The following is a 19,018-nucleotide window of genomic DNA, read 5'->3' as shown; positions in this document are numbered from 1 at the left end:
GCACAACATGACTGCTGGCTTCCTCTTGTTGGATGGCAATGAAGAATCGGTAGCACTGCCATCAAGTGCATTATCACTGCGCCAAAATCATGAATCAACTTGCCGAAATCAGATGGATCAAAATGAAACATCCAAATTTATCGTGGTTAATGCCTATGGAAGGGTCATCGATTTTCAATTTCCATGACTTCATGATTTGATGATTCGTCGAGTTGTTTATTGCATTTCATGTAATTCGTTATTCGATTTATTCGTAATTTCAGTATTTCATCATGAGTGTGGCGGAATATGCATCAACCAAGCTGGGACGCGGATGTCAGGGCGAGCGGGCCGATCGGCCAGTGGGGGACGGCGCTCGGGCGCTTCTGCCGGCTGACCGACAGCCTGCTGATCCTCGGTTGCCTGCTGCTGGCGGCGCGGAGCGGATGGTCGGCGACGCGGCCGATCGCGGTCGATGCGCTGCTGTGCCTGGCGATGCTGGAGCTGACCGCGCCGGCCTTTCGCCTGAGCCGATCGTGGCGGATGGTGCGGCTGCGGCATGAGCTGGCCGATCTTGCCGCGCACTGGACGCTGAGCTTCGCCCTGCTGATGGCGCTCACCGCGCTGATGGGCGATGCGCCGCCGACCGGAGCGGCGATCGGATGGTATGGCAGCGCGCTCGCCGCGATCCTGGGCGCACGGGTCGCGGTGCGGATGGCGCTGCGCTGCTGGCGCGCGCTCGGGCACGACCAGCGCAGCGCCGCCTTCATCGGCGCGACCGAGACGGCCGAACGGCTGTGCGCCACCTTCGCGCGGCAGCGCTGGATGGGCATGCGGGCGCTGGGCGTTTATGACGACCGTCAGCCGAGGACGGGGCGCACGGCGGCGCTCGATACGGGGCCGTTCGGCGGCCCGGTCGACCGGCTCTACGATCTCGCGCGGCAGGGCGCTGTGAGCCGCATCTATGTGACGCTGCCGATGGCGGCGGAGCAGCGGATCAAGGCGATCATCGAGCGGTTCGGGGACACCACCGCCTCGCTCTATTACTGCCCGCCATTGTTCCGCTTCGACCTCATCGGCGCGCGCTGGGACGATGTGCAGGGGCAGCCGGTCATCAGCATCGTCGAATCGCCCTTCGCCGGCTGGTCGCGGGTGGTGAAGCGGGTCGAGGATGTGGCCGTGACGCTGGTCGCGCTGCCGCTGATCCTGCCATTGGGGTTGCTGATCGCCATCGCCATCCGGATCGATACGCCGGGGCCGGTCTTCTACCGGCAGCGACGCTATGGCCTGGATGGGCGGCCGTTCACCATTTGGAAATTCCGGTCGATGCGGGTTGCCGGTAACGCCGACTTCGCGCAGGCGCGGCGCGGAGACGCGCGGGTGACGCGCGTGGGCGCGCTGCTGCGGCGGACCTCGCTCGACGAGCTGCCGCAGTTCATCAATGTGGCGCTGGGCAGCATGTCGGTGGTGGGGCCGCGCCCGCATCCGGTCGCTCTGGACGACGCATTCCGCCCGATGATCCGCCGCTATGCGGTGCGACACAAGATCAAGCCGGGGATCACGGGCCTGGCGCAGGTCAGCGGGTGGCGCGGCGAGACCGAGACGCTGGACAAGATGCAGCAGCGGGTCGCGCACGATATCGATTATCTGCGCCGCTGGTCGCTGTGGCTGGACCTGACGATCCTGGCGCGGACATTGCTGGTGCCGTTCGTGCAGCGGAACGCCTACTGATGCGCGCCGCCCTGCCTCTGCTGGCGCTGGTCGCCGGGTGCGCGCAGCCCGACCCAGCGCCGGTGCTGCCGAGCGCCAAGGCGGCGGCCAGCGTGAGCGCCGACGCGCCGGTCATCCCGGCGGGCGCGATGCGCCGGCAGGGGTTGTGGAATGACCCCAGCCTGCTGCGCGAGGGCGGGCGCTATGTGCTCTATATGACGAGCAGCACGGGCGCGCCGTTCGAGCCGCCGATCCTGCCGTTTCGCGCGGTGTCGGGGGACGGGGTTCGCTGGACCCTGTCGCCAGACCGTCCGCTGCTGACGCCGGCTGGCGGCCCCTATGCCAGCATCGAGACGCCGAGCGTGGTGCGCTTTGCGGGGCGTTACTGGATGGCGTTCACCGGCATCTACCCGGCCGGCGGGCCTAGCCCGATGGCGATCGGGCTGGCGGCGTCGGAGGACGGGATCGCCTGGCGGGTGGCGCGCTGGACTTTGCTGAAGGCGAGCGGGCGGACCGAGGCTTGGGACGGCTATCTGGTGAGCGAACCGGGCGCGGTGGTGCTGGGCGGCCGGCTGGTCATCTATTTTTCGGCGGTCGGCGCGCGGCCCGGCGGCGGCCCGCCGGTGCAGTCGATCGGCATGATCGAGAGCGAGGATGGCAGGCGGTTCAGCGCACCGCGCCAGGTGCTGACCCAGGGGCCGCTCTATCCGGCGGCGGAGGGCTATGCCGGCTATGCGTCGCCCGCAGCGCTGGCGCGGGACGATGGTGGCGTCGATCTTTTCTATTCGGTCGCGCATGTCCGAAGGCACGCCGACCCCGAATGGCAGCAGGTGGCGATTCAACGCGCCCGGTCCGACGACGGCATCCATTTCGTCGAGGACGGTTCGCCGCTGCTGACGCGGGACAGCACGCGCTGGACCGACGGCGAAATCCTGGCGCCCGCGCCGCTGATCGACGGCGGCGCATTGAAGCTCTGGTTCGGCGGGCATGTCGCGCGCGACCGGCTGGCGCCGCTGATCCTGCGGGGCGTCAGCGGGCCGGAATTCGGCATCGGCCTCGCCACCTTTCCTGTCCATCCATCACCACAAGGAGCCAAGCCATGAAGGTCGTCATTCTCTGCGGGGGCCAGGGCATCCGCGCCTTTCCCTTCACCACCTATCTGCCCAAGCCCATGCTGCCGCTGGGCGGCACGCCGGTGCTGGTCCATGTCATGAAGAATTTCATCCGCCAGGGTTTTCGCGAATTCGTGCTGGCGGCGGGATATCGGCAGGACGTGCTGCACGATTATTTCGAGGGCAAAGATATCGGCGCGCATGTCGAGATCGTGGACACGGGCGAGGATGCCGATACCGGGCGGCGCATCTTCAACTGCCGCCACCTGATCGACGGGCCGTTCATCGCCACCTATGGCGACGGGCTGTCGGACGTGCCGATGCATGATGTCGTCGCCTTTCACCGGGCGCATGGCGGACGGCTGTCGATCACGTCGGTGCCGATGTATTCGCAATATGGCGTGCTTACCGTGCGGCAGGATGGCGGGATCGCGCGCTTCATGGAAAAGCCGCTGATCGCCGATTACTGGATCAACGCCGGGTTCATGGTGATGGACCCGCGCCTGTTCGACACATGGGATGGCGACAATCTGGAGCGCGACATCATCCCGCCGCTGATCGCGCGCGGGGACGCCTTTACCTACCGGCATGAGGGCTTCTTCAAGTCGTTCGATTTCTACAAGGATGTGGTCGAGATGGACGAGCTGCTCGCGCTGGGCGGCCCGGCGCCGTGGATCGCGTCGCCCGAGCCAGAGGAGCGCGCCGCGTGAGCGGCTTCTGGAGGGGCAGAACCTGCCTCGTCACCGGGGCCACGGGCTTTCTGGGCGGCAGCCTGGTCGCCGACCTGCTGGAGCAGGGCGCGCAGGTGGTGGCGCTGGTGCGCGACATGGTGCCGCAGTCGCGCTTCGCCGCCACCGACCTGTCGAAGCGGGCGAAGATCGTGCGCGGCGCGCTGGAGGATTATGGGGTCATCGAGCGGGCGCTGAACGAATATGCGGTCGACACCGTGTTTCACCTCGGCGCGCAGGCGATCGTGGGGGTGGCGAACCGCAATCCGCTCTCCACCTTCGAGGCGAATATCAAGGGGACGTGGGTGCTGCTGGAGGCGTGCCGGCGGGTGGCGACGATCGAGCGGATCGTCGTCGCTTCCTCGGACAAGGCCTATGGCGACCATGCGGCGCTGCCCTATCATGAGGATTTCCCGTTGCAGGGGCGGCACCCCTATGACGTGTCGAAAAGCTGCGCCGACCTGATCGCGCTGAGCTATGCCAACACCTATCGGCTGCCGGTGGCGATCACGCGATGCGGCAATCTGTTCGGGCCGGGCGACCTCAATGTCAATCGCATCGTGCCGGGCACCTGCCTCGCCGCGATCGACGGGGCGCGGCCGGTGATCCGGTCGGACGGGTCGCCGGTGCGCGACTATGTCTATGTCGAGGATATCGTGCAGGGCTATCTGCGCGTCGCCGAGCATTTGGGCGACGAGGGGGTGGTGGGCCGCGCCTTCAATTTCGGGACGGGCGAGCCGGTGAGCGTGCTCGACCTCACCCGCCGGACGCTGGCGGCGGCGGGGCGCGCCGACCTGGAGCCGGAGGTCCGCAATCACGCCCATGGCGAAATTCAGGCGCAATATCTCTCCAGCGCGCTGGCGGCCGAAAAGCTGGGCTGGCGGCCGGGCGCGGGGCTGGACCAGCGATTGTCGCAGACCTTCCTCTGGTACAGGGAGCATCGCCATTTCTTCTGATCGCGCCTTCATCGGCATCCCGACCTACAACCGCCCCGCCTATGTGCGCGAGGCGGTGGCAAGCCTGCGCGCGCAGAGCTTCACCGATTTTCGCGCGGTGGTGAGCGACAATGCCTCGCCCGGCGATGTTGGCGAGCAGGTGCGCGCCTTTGTCGAGGGGCTCCGCGATCCGCGCTTCGCCTTTGTGCAACAGGCGGAGAATGGCGGCGAATATGGGCAGGGCCGCTATCTGCTGGCGGCGGCCGGATCGGCGGAATTTTTCGGCATCCTGCACGACGATGATCTGGTCGCGCCGAACTGGCTGGCGCGCGGGGTGGCGGCGCTGGAGGCGGCGCCCGACGCGGCCCTGTTCGTCGCCAATCCGTGGCTGATGGATCAGGGCGGCGCGCCCTCACCCGCGCGAACCGCCGCCTATCGCCGCGCACATGGGCGGCGGCGGCGCGGCGGGCGCTTTCCGATTCTGGAGACGCATATGGCGAGCGGGTTCACGCCGATATCGGGAACATTGTTCCGCACCCGGATGCTGCACATGTCGGGCTTCGTCGATGCCGATTGCCACGGCAATTTTCCGTTCGAGCTGAATATCTTCACCCGGCTGGGGGACATGGGGGCGAGCGGATGGTTCGATCCGGCGGCTCTGGTCGGCTTCCGCTATCATGACGGGTCGCTGCGCCACACGCTGGGGCTGATGGGCAATCCCGATGTGGTCGGAACGATGCTGCGCATATTGGAACGGCGGCGTTACATGGGCGCGCCGGAGCGGCGGCGGCGACGGATCGTCGCGCGGCTGCATCGCGCGGTGGCGGAGATGCGGCTGGAGGCGGGCGACGCGACCGGGGCGAAGACGGCGCTGGGCCAGGCGCTCGCCGCCAATCCGCTGTCGCCGCGCGCCTGGGCGATGCGGATGCGGCTGGGGAGGGGCGGCGCATGAAAGCCCGCACCAACATTCTGACCGCGCTGCTGCTGATCGTGCCGATGCTGCTGGGCGGATGTTCGGGCGGGCTACGGGAGCCGGTTGCCCTGCCCGCCGCGCCGGAGGTGATCCGCTCCACCGCGCGCTACGAGCAGGCCTATCTGCTGGGTCCGGGCGACATGATCGAGATCATGGTCGATCATATGCCCGAATTGTCGCGCAGCGCGACTGTCCGGCCCGACGGGATGGTGACGTTGCCGCGATCCGGCGATGTGGCGGTCGCGGGGCTGACGCCGGGCCAGGCGAGCGCGGCGATCCGCGCCGTACTGCTGGCGCGGGTGCGCGATCCGCAGGTGAGCATCGGCGTTGCCAATCCGCGCGAGGCGAAGGTCTTTGTCGCGGGCGAGGTGAGCCGGCCGGGCGCGGTGGCGCTGCGCGACGCGCCCACCGCCGCGCAGGCGATCATCCTGGCGGGCGATGCGGGCAAGTCCGCCGCGCTGTCGGGCGTGGCGCTGATCCGGCTGGACGCCAACGGGCATCTGGTCGCGCATCTGCTGCGCAACGAGGCGCGCGGCCATGCGGGGCTGCTGCTGTCGCTCCAGAATGTGCCGCTGCGCGCGGGCGACGTGCTGGTGGTGCAGGAAAGCGGCGGGGCGCGCTTCGCCCGCTTCCTCCAGACCTGGGTCAATGCGCCGCTGGGCGGGCTGACCCAGTTGATGGCCCCCTATGTCCAGCTTCGGCTGCTTCAGGAGATCGACCGATGAGCGAGGCGGACAGCTTTGACTTTCGCCGCGCGGGGCGGATCGTCGCCTATGCGGTGCGGGCGCATCGGCGGCTGGTGGGGGCGGTGATGCTGCTGACGGTGGCGCTGGTCGGGCTTTACATCATCGTCTGGCCGCCGGTCTATTCGGCGAGCGTCACCCTCTCCGCCGTGGCCGACGACGACCGCGAGCGCGAGGCCTTCTATGGCGACTGGGCGGTGTTTCGGCGAGACGCGCTGAAGGACGAGATGGTGCTGGCGACATCCGGGCCGGTGCTGAAACAGGTGATCGCCGACGAGCGGCTCACCTATGGCGACGTTTATCACCCTCCGCTGCGCTATGCGACCTGGCTGTGGACGCAAAGCTGGCCGGGGCAGGCGTGGCGGGCCACCAAGGCGGCGCTGTTTGCACGCCCAGCATCGCCCTATGTCGCGAGCGCGCAGGAGATTGACCGCGCCCGGACGCTCGACGACTTCCGGGCCGGCGTGTTCGTGACGCAGGTGCCCGACAGCCATGTCGCGCTGCTGACGGTGCGTGGTCCTTCGCCGCGCGTCGCGCAGATCGCCGACCGGGTAGCGGCGACCTATATCGCGCAACGGCGCACGCGCTTCGCGGCGGAAGCGCGCGAGGCGGAAGCGGCGCTGGCGGCGGAGGCCGAGCGGGCGCGGCAGGGGCTGCGCGCGATTGAGGCGCGGATGGCGCGCTATTACACTCAGAACGACATGCTGCTGATGTTCGAGAAGGACAAGGTCGAGATCGGCCAGTATCTCGCGCGGCAGGGCGAACTGGACGCCAAGCGCACCGCGATCGCCGAGACGCGCAAGATGCTGGGCGCGGTCTCCGCGCAACTGGCGCGCGAAGGGCAGACTTTGGTCGCGTCGCGGCTGGTGCAGGACAATCCGGTAGCCGCCGCCCTGCGGCAGGAGCGGGCGAAGCTGGTGAGCGCGCGCGACGCGATGCTGATCCGCTATCGCGCCGATTCGCCCGACGTCGCCGATATGAACGAGCGGATCGCGGCGCTGGACGGGCAGCTTGGCGCGCTGCCGGCGACCGGGGTGGCGCAGACCAGCATCGCGCGCAATGCCGGCTATGACGCGCTGCGCGCGCGCAAGGCGGAGCTGGAGGCGACGTTGGCGGGTGACCGGGCGGCGCTGGCGGCGCTGTCCGCCGAGGTGGCGGCGAAGCGCGCGGTGATCGACCGCATCCCGCAGAAGATGAAGGACAGCCATGATTTGGGCCGCGCGCATGACCTGCTGGAGAAGACCTATCTCGCGTTGCAGGACAAGCTGACGACGGCGGCAGTGACGGCGGCGACGGCGCAGGCGGTGCCATCAGCGATCCGCATCGTCGAGGGCGCAGCGCTGCCCGAAAAGCCCGACGCGCCGCAAGTGAAGCTGCTGCTACTTGCCGCCGTGCTGGCGGGCCTTGCGGCCGGGGCGGGCTGCGCGCTGCTGGTCGAGCTGGTGGGCGACCGCGCCAACCGCTTTCGGCTGGCGCAGGCCGACGCGCCCTTCCCGCTGCTCGCGGTGGTGCGCGGCGATCCCGACTATGTCCGGCGGCTCTACGCGCCGCGATCCACCGCCAAGAGGAGCGAGCCATGAAATATCATATATTGAACGCGACCCGGTCGCTCGGCCTGCTGCCGGTGCTGGACCGTGTGGCCTTCGTCCGCAAACAGGCGCTGGCGGCGGCGCGCAACCGGGCGTTCGTCGCCGCGCATCCTGGCTTTGCGGTGCCGCCCGCCGATCTGGCATTCGACGCCTATAACAAGGTGGATTGGGCCGATTATCATGACAGCGGGCGCGCTCAGGCCGGGGTGTTCGCCGGGCTGATCCGCAACCATATGGCGGGCGACGCACCGTTGCATGTGTTGGAGTGGGGCTGCGGGCCGGGGCGGCTGATCCGGCATATGCCCGAGTTGTTGGGCGCGCGGGCGGGGCGGATCACGGGGACCGACTATAATGTCGCGACGATCGACTGGTGCCGGGCGAAGCTGCCGGGGATCGACTTCGCGCTCAACGGCCTGGCACCGCCGCTGCCGATCACGGACGGCAGCGTCGATGTCGTCTATAATTTTTCCGTCTTCACCCATTTGTCGGAGGCGATGCATCATGCGTGGATCGCCGAGTTGCGCCGCGTGCTGCGGCCGGGCGGGATGCTGATCGCAACGACCCATGGCGACCATTATCGCTACCTTTTGACCCGGCAGGCTGAGGCGGACGCCTATGCGCGTGGGCAAATCGTCACGCAGAGGCGGTTCGAGGAAGGCAAGAAATGGTATTTCGCGCTGCATCCGCCGGCTTGGGTGCGGGGCACCTTGCTGGCCGGGTTCGAGCGGGTGGCGATGGTGCGGCCCGATCCGGCGGCGGACATGGCGCAGGACGTATGGATCGGGTTCAGGCCCCATGGCTAAGGCGGCCTCCTTGCGCGTCGCGATCATCGGCGATCGCGGCATTCCGGCGCGCTACAGCGGCTTTTCGACGCTGGTCGAGGAACTGGCGACCGGGCTGGTGCGCGATCATGGCATGGACGTCACCGTCTATTGCCGCAGCCAATATTATGAGGTGCATCCGCCGGTCTGGAACGGGGTACGATGCCGATATCTGCCCGCGCCGGGCGGCAAAAGCTTCGAGAGCATCGTCCACAGCAACCTTTCCATACTGGACGCGAGCGTGCGCGGTTTCGACCTCGTCTTCGTGGTCGATCCGGGCAACGGGCCATTCGTCCTGCCGCTGCGCGCGCGGGGCGTGCCGGTGGTGATCCATACCGACGGGCTCGGCTGGCAGCGGCGCAAATGGAGCCGGTTGCAGCAGCGTTATTATAAATGGGCGGAAAAGGTGAGCGCCTGGGCGGCCGATTGGCTGGTCACGGATTCGCGGGCGATGCAGGACTATTACGCGGCCGAATATGGCGCGGCGTCGACCTATATCCCCTATTCGGGGGCGGTGGGGCAAGCGCCGGACGATGCGGCGCTGGCGCGATACGGCGTGACGTCGGGCGACTATTATCTGGTGGTCGCGCGGATGGAGCCGGAAAATAATGTCGACCTCATCATCCGCGAATATCGCGCGTCGGAGGTCAAGCGGCCGCTGATCGTCGTGGGGTCCGTGCCCTATGAGAGCGACTATGCCCGCGCGGTCGCGGCCGAGCATGACGGGCAGGTGCGGTGCGTGGGCGGGGTGTTCGAATCCGGGGCGCTCAATGCGCTCTATCGCCATTGCGCGGCCTATCTGCACGGGCATGAGGTGGGCGGAACCAACCCCAGCCTGCTGCGCGCGATGCACTGGGGCGCGGCCTGCGTGCCGATCGACGTGCTGTTCCACCGGGAGAATGTGGGACCGGACAACCCCTATTTCGGCAAGGACGCGGGCGACCTCGCCGCGATCCTGCGGGCGCTGGACGATGATCCGGCGCGGCGCGCGGCGCTGGGGCGGGCGGCGAAGGCTAGGGCGGACGCGGAATTCCGGTGGGACGCGGTGGTCGATGGCTATGCGGCGCTGTTCCGGCGGATCGTCGCGCTCAAGACGAGCGGGCAGACGCCGAGCGCGGCGCTGATCGGGGAGGCATATCGCCCCGATCTGTTCGCGCGGCGGGCGGTGGCGTGAAGATATTGCATGTCTTCAACCGCCATCGCGGCGGCGGCGGGGCGGACAATGCCTGGGACGCGACGATCGCCCTGTCGCGGCGGCGGGGGTTGCGGGTCGCGACGTTCGAGCGGGACAGTCGCGATCTGCCGCCAGGATTGATGGGGCGGCTGAGCGCTTTCGCCAACGGCCTCTATGCGCCGGGCGCGATGCGCGACTTTGCGGCGCGGATCGCGGCCGACCGGCCCGACATCGTGCATGCCCATGAACTTTATCCGCTGCTGACGCCATGGCTGTTCGAACTATGCGCGAAGGCGGGGATCGCGCTCGTTCACAGCGCCTATGATTTCCGCATCACCTGCCCGATCGCGACTCACCATGACGGGCGGGGGGTGTGCACGCGATGCCTGGACAAGGGCGCGCATCAAATCGTGCTGCGCGATTGTCGCGGCAACCGCTTCGAGAGCGCGGCGTTCGCGGCGCGGCACAGCATCGCGCAGTGGCGGGATTTCTACCGGCATGTCGATCAGTTCATCGTGCTGACCGACTATAGCCGGGGCTGGCTGGCGACCCGCGCGGGCATTCCGGCGGAGCGGATCAGCGTCAACGAATGTGCGATCCCCGCCGACGCTGACCCCGTCGACCCGGCGCGGGGCGGCTATATCGGCTTTGCCGGGCGGTTCGTGCCGGAAAAGGGCGTGGACCTGCTGCTGAAGGCGGGGCGGACGACGGGCATCCCGATCCGCCTGGCGGGCCCGCCCGGTTCCGACCCCACGCCGTTCGAGGCGCAGGGCGTGCCCGTAACGATCGGCGGCGATCCCGGGCTGCTGCGCGACTTCTATCGCGGCGCACGGGCGCTGGTGGTGCCGAGCCGCTGGTTCGAGACCTTCGCCATCGTCGCCGGCGAGGCGATGGCGCAGGGCGTGCCGGTGATCGCCGCGCGGATCGGCGCGCTGCGCGACACGGTGCGGGAAGACGCGACCGGGCTGCACTTCGCGCCCGATGATGCGGACGACCTGGCGCGGCAGATGCAACGGCTATGGACCGACGACAGGCTGTGCCGCACGCTAGGCACGGCGGCGCATCGCGACGTCGCCGCGCGCTTCAGCGAGGAGGCGCATTTCGCTCGGCTGATCGCCGCCTATGAGCGCGCGCTGGCGTCCGCGCGGCTCAAGCGTCCACGCTGACGACGCCGCGCCGTATCTGGTCCAGCTCGATGCTTTCGAACAGCGCCTGGAAATTGCCGTTGCCAAAGCCCTGATTGCCCTTGCGCTGGATGATCTCGAAGAAGATCGGGCCGAACATATTCTCGGTGAAGATCTGGAGCAGAAGCCCCTCGCTCTCGACGTCGCCGTCGATGAGGATGCGGTTGGCCCTCAGCCGTTCCAGATCCTCGCCATGGCCCGGCACGCGCTTGTCCACCAGCTCATAATAGGTCTCGATCGTGTCCTGAAGGCGGACGCCGCGCGCGCGCAGCTTTTCGACCGTCGCATAGATGTCGTCGGTGGTGAGCGCGAGATGCTGGATGCCCTCGCCATGATAGTCGCGGATGAACTCCTCGATCTGGCTCCTGTCGTCCTGGCTTTCGTTCAGGGGAATGCGGATCGCGCGGTCGGGGGCGATCATGGCCTGGCTGGTGAGGCCGGTCGCCTTGCCCTTGATATCGAAGAATTTCTGCTCCTCGAAATTGAAGAGAGTGCGATAGAATTCGCTCCACACCCGCATCTGGCCGCGCCGGACATTGTGGGTCAGATGGTCGAGCAGGTCGAGACCGACGCTGTTGGCCGCTTCCGCTTCGCGCCAGCCGGGAAATTCCGCCCAGTCGGCGTAGGGGTCCGTCCCGTCGGCAATGAAATAGAGATAGGCGCCGCCGATCCCCATGATGACGGTGTCGTCTTCCTGCGTGCGTTCCGCGCCATGCCCCAGCGCCCAGTCCATCGCCGCCGCGGGATCGGCGACGCGGAAGGCCATGGCGCTGGCCGAGGGGCCATGTACGCCGCGAAACTCGGCGACGCGGCCGGCATCGTCGCGGTTGAGCATGAGGTTGATGCGGCCCTGCTTGTAGCGGGTGATGTTCTTGCGCGGGTGGCGGTGGGTGGCGACGAAGCCGAGCTGTTCGAACTGCGCGGCCATCGCCTGCGGATCGGGCGAGGTGAACTCGACAAATTCGAAGCCGTTGAGGCCGAGGGGGTTTTCGGGGCTGGCGGTCATGGGCGATCCTCTTGGCTGCTGGCTTTGGCATGGGCCTGCGTCCCGTGCGTGATGACGCGGTCGGTCGGCAGGATGGTGTCGATGTCGTAGTCGGGGAGGTCCGCAAGCTCCGCATAGAGCGGGGCAAAATCGGTCTCCACGGTGCTGCGGAGCAGTTGATCGAAACTGTCGATGACGAAATAGCTCTGCTGGAAATCGTCGATGCGATAGCGCGTGCGCATCAGCCGGCGCAGATCGAAGCCGATGCGGTTGGGCGAGGGATCGTCGAGCGCGAACAGGGATTCGGCGCGGGAGGAGACGATGCCCGCGCCATAGAGGCGCAGGTCGCCATCCTGACGGATCAGGCCGAATTCGACCGTGTACCAGTAGAGACGCGCCAGCCGGTCGATCGCGCGCAGCGCGTCGGCGCGCAGCCCGCCTTCCCCATAAGCCTGCATATAATCGGCGAACACGGGGTTGGCGAGCAGCGGAACATGGCCGAACACGTCATGAAAGACGTCGGGCTCCTGAAGATAGTCGATCTGGTCGGGACGGCGGATGAAGCGGCCGGCAACAAAGCGGCGGTTGGCGAGATGGTCGAAAAAGACTCGGTCGGGGACGAGGCCGGGGACTGCGACCACCTGCCACCTCGTGCGGCGCATCAGCCGGTCGGACAATTCGGCGAAGTCGGGAATGCCGGGGCGGTCGATCCGCAATATGTCCAGCCCCTTCAGAAATTCGGGCGCGGCCCGGCCGGGGAGCAGCGCCGCCTGCCGCGCGAACAGCCGGTCCCACAGCGCATGGTCGTCCGCGCTGTAGGCGGCCCAGTCCTGTGGCACGATCCAGTCGGGCGAAGCGCCTTTGGGCGGGGTGGAGTCCGGGTGGGGCATCGCTACATCATAGCAGAAGGGCGCGGGCAGAGGGTTTCAGATTTCACGCCGTTCGGCTTGATTATGAAACAGGAAGGCTGGATATGGCATCTATATGAAACAGAATCGCGGCTTTGACGAGATTGATCGAAAGATACTGACGGCCTTGCAGATGGATGCGGCGATCAGCCATCAGGATCTGGCCGAGCGGGTAGGGGCGTCGAGCGCGTCCTGCTGGCGGCGGATCAAGGCGCTGGAGGCGGCCGGCATCCTGACCGCCACTGTGCGACTGGTCGATCCGGCGCGGGTGGGACGCGGGGTCAATGTGCTGTGCAACATAAGGATGCGGAGCCACGCGCACGACGCGCGCAACGCGTTCGAGCGGTTCGTCGATGATCGGCCCGAGATCGTCGAATGTTTTTCCATGTCGGGGGAGTGGGACTATCTGATCCGCGTCGTAGTGGCGGACGTGGCCGATTATAACCGCTTCCTGATGCAGATATTGCTGGGGCATCCTTCGGTCGCGGGCGCGGCGTCGCATTTCGCGCTGGCGATGACCAAATATACCACCGCGCTGCCGCTCTGAGCCCGTGCCGCCTTCAAAAATGTCATTAACAAGGATCAGCTTGCCGGCGCTCTTTCGGCTTTAATCAACGGTTTAGGCGGGCTTTAGACGCGTGTCGGGCACATGACGATGCAACCTGCGCGTCCTTCGCGGATTGGAGGCGCAGCGCCGATGCCGTTGGCGTTGCAAGGACGAGGGACCGCCGCATGAAGATCGCCCAGGTTGCACCGCTTGCCGAAAGCGTCCCGCCCAAGCTCTACGGCGGCACCGAGAGGATCGTTTCCTATCTGACGGAAGAGCTGGTGCGGCAGGGGCATGAGGTCACCTTGTTCGCGAGCGGCGACTCCGTCACCAGCGCCGAGCTGGTGCCGGTAATCGAGACGGCGGTGCGGCTCAATCCGGCGATCAGGGATCCCATCCCGCACCATATGATCCTGCTGGAGCAGGTGCGCCAGCGCGCCGACGAGTTCGACGCCATCCATTTCCACATCGATCTGCTGCATCACCCGATGGTGCAGGGCTTTGCCGGACGGACGATCACGACGCTGCACGGGCGGCTGGACCTGCCCGACCTCGCGCCCTTCTACCGCGCCTTCCCCGATCATAGCCTGGTGTCGATTTCCGACCATCAGCGGCTGCCGATGCCGCCAGTCAACTGGGCCGGCACCGTCTATCACGGCCTGCCCGCCGACTTGCTGCTACCCCGCTACGAGAAGGACGGTTATCTGGCGTTTCTGGGCCGCATATCGCCCGAAAAGCGCCCCGACCGGGCGATCCGCATTGCCGCGCGCGCAGGGCTGCCGCTCAGGATCGCGGCAAAGATCGACAATGTCGATCGCGCCTACTGGGAAAGCGAGATCAAGCCGTTGGTCGATCTTTACCCCGATATCGAGTATATCGGCGAGATCAACGAGCATCAGAAGGCCGATTTCCTGGGCCGGGCGAGCGCTCTGCTCTTCCCCATCGACTGGCCCGAGCCGTTCGGGCTGGTGATGATCGAGGCGATGGCCTGCGCCACGCCGGTCATCGCGTTCCGGTGCGGATCGGTGCCCGAGGTGATCGACCATGGTCGATCGGGCGTGATCGTGGATAGTGAGGACGGGGCCGTCGCGGCGCTCGCCCGCCTGCCCGAGCTCGACCCGCGCGGTGTGCGCGCCGCGTTTGACGCACGTTTCACGGCGGAGCGGATGGCGATCGACTATGTCTCGCTCTACCATGCGCTTCCCGGCGCCCGCACCGAAGCGGCGCGGCTTCGCCGCGAGCGGGGGGAGGAAGCCGAATTGCAGATCGTAGCCTAAGGAGCCGCCATGTCGTCCATGCCGCAGGTCGATCCGACCCTGGAGCCGGGGCAGAATCTTTCGCAGGCGCAGACGCAATTCTTCATCCCCGCGACCGCTTCGCTCCACGAGCGGCGGCCGCGGACATTGAAGCATGGCGACAGTTTCGCGGTGTTCGACCATAGCGGCGATGCGATCGCCGGGATCGGCAGCCCGGAGGGGCTTTATTATCGCGACACGCGGCATTTGTCGCACCTTTACCTGACGATCAACTCCATGCGGCCGATGCTGCTGAGTTCGGCGTTGCGCGACGACAATACGTTGCTGACCTGCGACCTTACCAACCCCGATTTCTACGGGCCGGACGGGCGGGTCGCGATCGAGCATGACCTGCTGCACATGCGCCGCACGCGTTTTCTGCACGAGGCGGCGATCTATGAACGGATCACGCTGCGCAATTTCGACAGCGTGGCCCGGCGGGCGACGATCAGCCTGGCCTTCGCGGCGGACTTCGCCGACCTGTTCGAGATTCGGGGAATGACCCGGCTCCGCAAGGGCGAGATGCTGCCCGCGGAGGTGGCGGAGGACCAGCTGTGGCTGCGCTATCGCGGGCGCGACGATCTATTGCGGCAGACGCATCTGCGCTTCGATCCCAAGCCCGATCACCTCAGCGAAAGCGAGGCGCGGTTCGAGATCGACCTGCGACCGGGCGAGCGCTGCACCCTGTTCCTGCGCGCGACCTGCGATGGCGCTGAGGCAGGCGACGCGCCGTTGCCCAAGGAGTTTCTGCGGGCGCTTCGCGGCAAGATGCAGGATGCGCGCGCGGCGCGGGCGCGGGGCGGCACGCTGCGGTCATCCAACAGCCTGTTCAACGAGGTGACTCAGCGATCCGTGGCCGACATCCACATGCTGTCGACCCAGACCGAATATGGCCCCTATCCCTATGCCGGCATCCCCTGGTTCAGCACGATTTTCGGCCGGGATGCGATCATCACCGCGCTGGAGACCTTGTGGCTCGACCCGGCGATCGGGCGCGGGGTGCTGGGCTACCTGGCGGCGCACCAGGCGAGCGCGTTCGACGCGGCGTCCGACGCCGAGCCGGGCAAGATCCTGCACGAAGTGCGCCATGGCGAAATGGCGGAACTGGGCGAGGTGCCGTTCCGGCACTATTATGGCAGCATCGATTCGACCCCGCTCTTCCTGATGCTGGCAGGGGCCTATCTGGAGCGGACAGGGGGCAGGGATTTCCTGGCGGGGCTGCGGCCCAACATCCAGGCGGCGCTCGACTGGATCGACCAGCATGGCGACCGGGACGGCGACGGCTTCGTCGAATATGGCCGGTTCACGGACCAGGGGCTGGTCAATCAGGGGTGGAAGGACAGCCATGATTCGGTGTTTCACGCTGATGGCAGCATAGCCAAGGGGCCAATCGCGCTCGCCGAAGTGCAGGCCTATGTCTATGGCGCGTGGACGAGCGCGGCGGCTTTGTTCACGGCTTGGGGGGACGGAGCGCGGGCGGCGGACTATGCGGCGCGGGCGGAGAAGTTGCGCGAGCGGTTCGACGCCGCTTTCTTCGATACGCAGATCGGCACCTATGTGCTGGCGCTCGATGGCGAGAAGAAGCCGTGCCGGGTGCGGTCGTCCAATGCCGGGCATGTCCTGTTCACCGGGCTCGCGCTGGAGGCGCGCGCCGAGAGCGTGGTTCGGACGCTGATGGCGCCGGCCTCTTTTTCGGGCTGGGGCATCCGCACTATCGCGTCGACCGAAGCGCGCTACAATCCGATGAGCTATCATAACGGGTCGATCTGGCCGCACGACAATGCGCTGATCGCAGCGGGTTTTTCGCGCTATGGCTATCGACGAGAGGCCAAACAGATTTTTGAGGGGTTGGTGAGCGCGGCCACTTATGTCGACCTGCTGCGCCTGCCCGAACTCTTCTGCGGCTTCCCGCGCCGGCGGGCGCAGGGGCCGACATTCTACCCGGTGGCGTGCAGCCCGCAGGCCTGGTCGGCGGGCGCGCCGTTGATGCTGATCCAGTCTTTCCTGGGGCTGCGGCTCGACGCGGCGGAGGGGGTGGCGCGGCTCGACAACCCGACTTTGCCCGACCTGATCGACGATCTGATGCTGGAAAATATCCCGGTGGGCGACGGCCGCGTCAGCATCGCGCTGGAACGGATGGCCGAAAAAGTGGTGGCGCGGCGGATCGGCGAGCGGCGCACGGTCGGGATTTCGGTGACCTACTAGGACGGTCAGCGCCGCCCTTCGAGATAGTCGTTCAGCACTTCGTGGAAGAAGCGGACGCGGGTTTCCTGGGCGGCGAGATAGGCGTCATGATAGCCGCGCGAGTGCATCCCGCGCTGCATCCCTTCGGCGAGCATCATGTCCTGATAGACGATCTGCCCGGCGAGTTCGGGCACGCCACGGCCATTGTCGAAATCGCGGACCTCGCGCTCCGCCTCCCGCAAGGGCTGCGGCCCGGCCATGATCGATTCGACCATCTCCTGCCCCGCGACCGGGAAGGCCATGCACCAGAGGTCGAAATGGCATTTGCCGGGATCGTCGGGATGCGGTTCGGTGCGGAAGAAGATGAGATTGTCGGGCAGGAAGCTGATCGTCACATTGGGGAAGATCACCGTGTGCGGGCTGTCGGTGATCTGCTCATCATCCATATGTTCGTAATGAACGTAGCCGCGCTCGCGCCACAGGCGGCGCTTGGCGGCCTTGAGGTCGCGCCAGCCCTGCATCGCCCTGGTCTCATAGTCGGGGTAGGCGTCGGGATCGATGTCCCACTGGCGCAGGATATGATCGAAGGGGTGCGGCATGCCGTCAGGCAGCCGGTCGCTCAGGGACGGGCGCATCGGCTGGACCGTGCGGCCATGGCCGCCCGGATACATTTCGTGCCGGGCGGTGTCGACATCCTGGTCGATCCATGGCGGCACCTGCGGATGGGCGGTGCGGGTATGGTAGCTTTCGGAGAAGTTGTCGGTCGCGAACTTCCAGTTGGTGTTGAGGTTGATCCGCATCCATACAACGCGGACGGCGCTGTCCATCGGATAGGCGCGGTAGAGATCGGGCAGCGGCGCGAGATAATCGAGGAGGTCGGGCGCCTGATCGTCCATCGTGTACCAGACGAAGCCACCCCAGGTCGCGCAGCGCAACTCGCGTAGTTTCAGCTTGCCGCAGGGATTGCCTTGCGGGAAATCATGCGCGTCCTGGGCGTGGGCGAGCACGCCATCGCGGCCCCAGGTCCAGCCATGATAGGGGCAGGTGAAGGCGCGGACGCTCGACGCGCCATCGGCGAGGCGCATCCCCCGATGGCCGCAGCTATTGTAAAAGGCGCGGACCGATCCGTCGTCCTGCCGCACGCAGATCACGCTTTCATGGCGGAAGTCATGGACGACATAGTCGCCCGGTTCGGCAAGTTCGGCGGTGCGGCTGGCGACATGCCAGATGCGGGTCCACATATGGTCCCATTCGCGCTGCATGAAATCGCGCGAGGTGTAGCGATCGCCGGTGATCGGGTCGCCGCGCAGATTGGCGGGATCGCGGCCGTCCAGCGTCAACGGGTGGCGGGGCGGCTGCGTCATTTCAGGTCAGACCCCGGTCATGCCGGCCGTGGTCGCGCCGTCGATGGCGTAATCCGCGCCGTTGATGAAGGCGGCTTCGTCCGACGCGAGATAGGCGACGAGGCCGGCGACTTCCTCCAGCCTTGCCATGCGGCCCATCGGCGACATGCCGTTATAGGCGGCGCGGGCGGCGTCCGGGTCCGGGCATTTGGCGATGATGTTGGAAATGAGGTCGGTTTCGACCACGCCCGGCAGGATCGCGTTGCAGCGGATATTAAGCCGTTCGAGGCCGCAATGGATCGCGACCGATTTGACCATCGCGACCACCGCCGCCTTGGTGACCGAATAGCTGACATAGTTGCTGAGCGCGCGGTTGGCGTTCATCGAGCTGTTGACGATGATCGAACCGCCGGTGCCGCCGGGGTTGCGTTTCATCAGGCGGATGGCGGACTGGATGGTCAGCAGAACGCCGGTCTGGTTGATCGCGACGATCTCGTTCCAGGCGTCGAGCGACAGCGCCTCGATATGGGCGTCGCCGCGCTCGGTGCCGGCATTGGCGAAGGCGATGTCGAGCCGGCCGAAGTCGCGGGCGACCTGCTCCTCGACCGCCGCCCAGTCGTCCGGGTTTTGCACCGCGGCGCGGATGAAGGTCGCGCCGGTCGCGTCGCACAGGCTTTGCGCTTTGTCCGCGTTCGATCCGGTGAAGACGACGCGGGCGCCGTCGGCGACCAGCCGCTCGACACAGGCGCGGCCGATGCCCGATGTGCCGCCGGTGATGAGCGCGACCTTGCCGGAGAGATTTGCCATA

The 19,018-nt window shown here is 66.9% G+C and carries 18 protein-coding genes; 14 read left to right on the top strand and 4 right to left on the bottom strand.

Annotated features, from left to right (window positions below; translation table 11 throughout):
- Positions 1 to 7: 7 nt before the first annotated feature.
- The 11 genes from ACETPF_RS16180 to ACETPF_RS16130 all read left to right on the top strand — a co-directional run bounded on the left by ACETPF_RS16180 (position 8) and on the right by ACETPF_RS16130 (position 10,930).
- Positions 8 to 187, top strand: a complete 180-nt coding sequence (locus ACETPF_RS16180; protein ID WP_373935582.1) for a hypothetical protein — start codon at positions 8 to 10, stop codon at positions 185 to 187.
- 101 nt (positions 188 to 288) lie between these two features.
- Entirely contained in the window at positions 289 to 1,710 is a 1,422-nt protein-coding gene (locus ACETPF_RS16175; protein WP_373935581.1) for an undecaprenyl-phosphate glucose phosphotransferase, read from the top strand.
- Positions 1,710 to 2,792, top strand: coding sequence for a glycoside hydrolase family protein (locus ACETPF_RS16170; RefSeq protein WP_373935580.1), 1,083 nt, complete (start codon positions 1,710 to 1,712; stop codon positions 2,790 to 2,792). The genes ACETPF_RS16175 and ACETPF_RS16170 overlap by 1 nt, the downstream gene beginning before the upstream one ends.
- Positions 2,789 to 3,511 (top strand): sugar phosphate nucleotidyltransferase, encoded by a 723-nt coding sequence (locus ACETPF_RS16165; RefSeq protein WP_373935579.1) that lies wholly within the window; start codon positions 2,789 to 2,791, stop codon positions 3,509 to 3,511. The genes ACETPF_RS16170 and ACETPF_RS16165 overlap by 4 nt, the downstream gene beginning before the upstream one ends.
- Positions 3,508 to 4,485, top strand: coding sequence for an NAD-dependent epimerase/dehydratase family protein (locus tag ACETPF_RS16160; protein WP_373935578.1), 978 nt, complete (start codon positions 3,508 to 3,510; stop codon positions 4,483 to 4,485). Before ACETPF_RS16165 ends, ACETPF_RS16160 begins: the two co-directional genes overlap by 4 nt.
- Entirely contained in the window at positions 4,373 to 5,416 is a 1,044-nt protein-coding gene (locus ACETPF_RS16155; protein WP_373935601.1) for a glycosyltransferase family 2 protein, read from the top strand. The genes ACETPF_RS16160 and ACETPF_RS16155 overlap by 113 nt, the downstream gene beginning before the upstream one ends.
- Entirely contained in the window at positions 5,413 to 6,162 is a 750-nt protein-coding gene (locus ACETPF_RS16150) for a polysaccharide biosynthesis/export family protein (protein ID WP_373935577.1), read from the top strand. The genes ACETPF_RS16155 and ACETPF_RS16150 overlap by 4 nt, the downstream gene beginning before the upstream one ends.
- Positions 6,159 to 7,760, top strand: a complete 1,602-nt coding sequence (locus tag ACETPF_RS16145) for a GumC domain-containing protein (RefSeq protein WP_373935576.1) — start codon at positions 6,159 to 6,161, stop codon at positions 7,758 to 7,760. Before ACETPF_RS16150 ends, ACETPF_RS16145 begins: the two co-directional genes overlap by 4 nt.
- On the top strand, positions 7,757 to 8,572 hold the full coding sequence (locus tag ACETPF_RS16140) for a class I SAM-dependent methyltransferase (protein WP_373935575.1): 816 nt from the start codon (positions 7,757 to 7,759) through the stop codon (positions 8,570 to 8,572). Before ACETPF_RS16145 ends, ACETPF_RS16140 begins: the two co-directional genes overlap by 4 nt.
- Positions 8,565 to 9,764: a DUF1972 domain-containing protein gene (locus tag ACETPF_RS16135; RefSeq protein ID WP_373935574.1), complete on the top strand. Its 1,200-nt coding sequence runs from the start codon at positions 8,565 to 8,567 to the stop codon at positions 9,762 to 9,764. The genes ACETPF_RS16140 and ACETPF_RS16135 overlap by 8 nt, the downstream gene beginning before the upstream one ends.
- Entirely contained in the window at positions 9,761 to 10,930 is a 1,170-nt protein-coding gene (locus ACETPF_RS16130; RefSeq protein WP_373935573.1) for a glycosyltransferase family 4 protein, read from the top strand. Before ACETPF_RS16135 ends, ACETPF_RS16130 begins: the two co-directional genes overlap by 4 nt.
- Here ACETPF_RS16130 and hppD read toward each other — a convergent pair.
- Both hppD and phhA read right to left on the bottom strand, forming a co-directional pair.
- On the bottom strand, positions 10,914 to 11,954 hold the full coding sequence (hppD, locus tag ACETPF_RS16125) for a 4-hydroxyphenylpyruvate dioxygenase (RefSeq protein WP_373935572.1): 1,041 nt from the start codon (positions 11,952 to 11,954) through the stop codon (positions 10,914 to 10,916). The genes ACETPF_RS16130 and hppD overlap by 17 nt on opposite strands.
- Positions 11,951 to 12,823, bottom strand: coding sequence for a phenylalanine 4-monooxygenase (gene phhA, locus ACETPF_RS16120; RefSeq protein WP_373935571.1), 873 nt, complete (start codon positions 12,821 to 12,823; stop codon positions 11,951 to 11,953). Before phhA ends, hppD begins: the two co-directional genes overlap by 4 nt.
- A gap of 94 nt (positions 12,824 to 12,917) precedes the next feature.
- Here phhA and ACETPF_RS16115 point away from each other — a divergent pair, with 94 nt between their 5' ends.
- The 3 genes from ACETPF_RS16115 (at position 12,918) to ACETPF_RS16105 (ending at position 16,888) form a co-directional block, all read left to right on the top strand.
- Positions 12,918 to 13,388 (top strand): Lrp/AsnC family transcriptional regulator, encoded by a 471-nt coding sequence (locus tag ACETPF_RS16115; protein ID WP_373935570.1) that lies wholly within the window; start codon positions 12,918 to 12,920, stop codon positions 13,386 to 13,388.
- 185 nt (positions 13,389 to 13,573) lie between these two features.
- Complete coding sequence (locus ACETPF_RS16110) at positions 13,574 to 14,665, top strand: glycosyltransferase family 4 protein (RefSeq protein ID WP_373935569.1); 1,092 nt, start codon at positions 13,574 to 13,576, stop codon at positions 14,663 to 14,665.
- A 9-nt stretch (positions 14,666 to 14,674) separates the two neighbouring features.
- On the top strand, positions 14,675 to 16,888 hold the full coding sequence (locus ACETPF_RS16105; protein WP_373935568.1) for an amylo-alpha-1,6-glucosidase: 2,214 nt from the start codon (positions 14,675 to 14,677) through the stop codon (positions 16,886 to 16,888).
- Between the two features lie 5 nt (positions 16,889 to 16,893).
- Here the strand turns inward: ACETPF_RS16105 and ACETPF_RS16100 are convergent, their stop codons facing one another.
- Positions 16,894 to 18,231 carry an aromatic ring-hydroxylating oxygenase subunit alpha gene (locus tag ACETPF_RS16100; RefSeq protein WP_373935567.1) on the bottom strand — a complete coding sequence of 446 codons (1,338 nt, stop codon included), beginning with the start codon at positions 18,229 to 18,231 and terminating at the stop codon, positions 16,894 to 16,896.
- 6 nt (positions 18,232 to 18,237) lie between these two features.
- Positions 18,238 to 19,017, bottom strand: a complete 780-nt coding sequence (locus tag ACETPF_RS16095; protein ID WP_373935566.1) for an SDR family NAD(P)-dependent oxidoreductase — start codon at positions 19,015 to 19,017, stop codon at positions 18,238 to 18,240.
- Position 19,018: the final 1 nt, after the last annotated feature.

Origin of the sequence: Sphingobium agrisoli, from assembly GCF_041877245.1 — a bacterium.
Taxonomy (GTDB): Bacteria; Pseudomonadota; Alphaproteobacteria; order Sphingomonadales; family Sphingomonadaceae; genus Sphingobium.
The sequence above is the reverse complement of the archived record's forward strand: the minus strand, read 5'-3'. Positions and strand labels throughout refer to the sequence as shown.

What these genes read in the sequence shown, in the direction of transcription:
- ACETPF_RS16150 (WP_373935577.1), top strand. Translation starts at nt 5,413, where the DNA reads ATGAAAGCCCGCACCAACATTCTGACCGCGCTGCTGCTGATCGTGCCG.
- ACETPF_RS16115 (WP_373935570.1), top strand. Translation starts at nt 12,918, where the DNA reads ATGAAACAGAATCGCGGCTTTGACGAGATTGATCGAAAGATACTGACG.
- ACETPF_RS16180 (WP_373935582.1), top strand. Translation starts at nt 8, where the DNA reads ATGACTGCTGGCTTCCTCTTGTTGGATGGCAATGAAGAATCGGTAGCA.
- ACETPF_RS16165 (WP_373935579.1), top strand. Translation starts at nt 2,789, where the DNA reads ATGAAGGTCGTCATTCTCTGCGGGGGCCAGGGCATCCGCGCCTTTCCC.
- ACETPF_RS16170 (WP_373935580.1), top strand. Translation starts at nt 1,710, where the DNA reads ATGCGCGCCGCCCTGCCTCTGCTGGCGCTGGTCGCCGGGTGCGCGCAG.
- hppD (WP_373935572.1), bottom strand. Translation starts at nt 11,954, where the DNA reads ATGACCGCCAGCCCCGAAAACCCCCTCGGCCTCAACGGCTTCGAATTT.
- ACETPF_RS16105 (WP_373935568.1), top strand. Translation starts at nt 14,675, where the DNA reads ATGTCGTCCATGCCGCAGGTCGATCCGACCCTGGAGCCGGGGCAGAAT.
- phhA (WP_373935571.1), bottom strand. Translation starts at nt 12,823, where the DNA reads ATGCCCCACCCGGACTCCACCCCGCCCAAAGGCGCTTCGCCCGACTGG.
- ACETPF_RS16175 (WP_373935581.1), top strand. Translation starts at nt 289, where the DNA reads ATGCATCAACCAAGCTGGGACGCGGATGTCAGGGCGAGCGGGCCGATC.
- ACETPF_RS16135 (WP_373935574.1), top strand. Translation starts at nt 8,565, where the DNA reads ATGGCTAAGGCGGCCTCCTTGCGCGTCGCGATCATCGGCGATCGCGGC.
- ACETPF_RS16110 (WP_373935569.1), top strand. Translation starts at nt 13,574, where the DNA reads ATGAAGATCGCCCAGGTTGCACCGCTTGCCGAAAGCGTCCCGCCCAAG.
- ACETPF_RS16100 (WP_373935567.1), bottom strand. Translation starts at nt 18,231, where the DNA reads ATGACGCAGCCGCCCCGCCACCCGTTGACGCTGGACGGCCGCGATCCC.
- ACETPF_RS16140 (WP_373935575.1), top strand. Translation starts at nt 7,757, where the DNA reads ATGAAATATCATATATTGAACGCGACCCGGTCGCTCGGCCTGCTGCCG.
- ACETPF_RS16095 (WP_373935566.1), bottom strand. Translation starts at nt 19,017, where the DNA reads ATGGCAAATCTCTCCGGCAAGGTCGCGCTCATCACCGGCGGCACATCG.
- ACETPF_RS16145 (WP_373935576.1), top strand. Translation starts at nt 6,159, where the DNA reads ATGAGCGAGGCGGACAGCTTTGACTTTCGCCGCGCGGGGCGGATCGTC.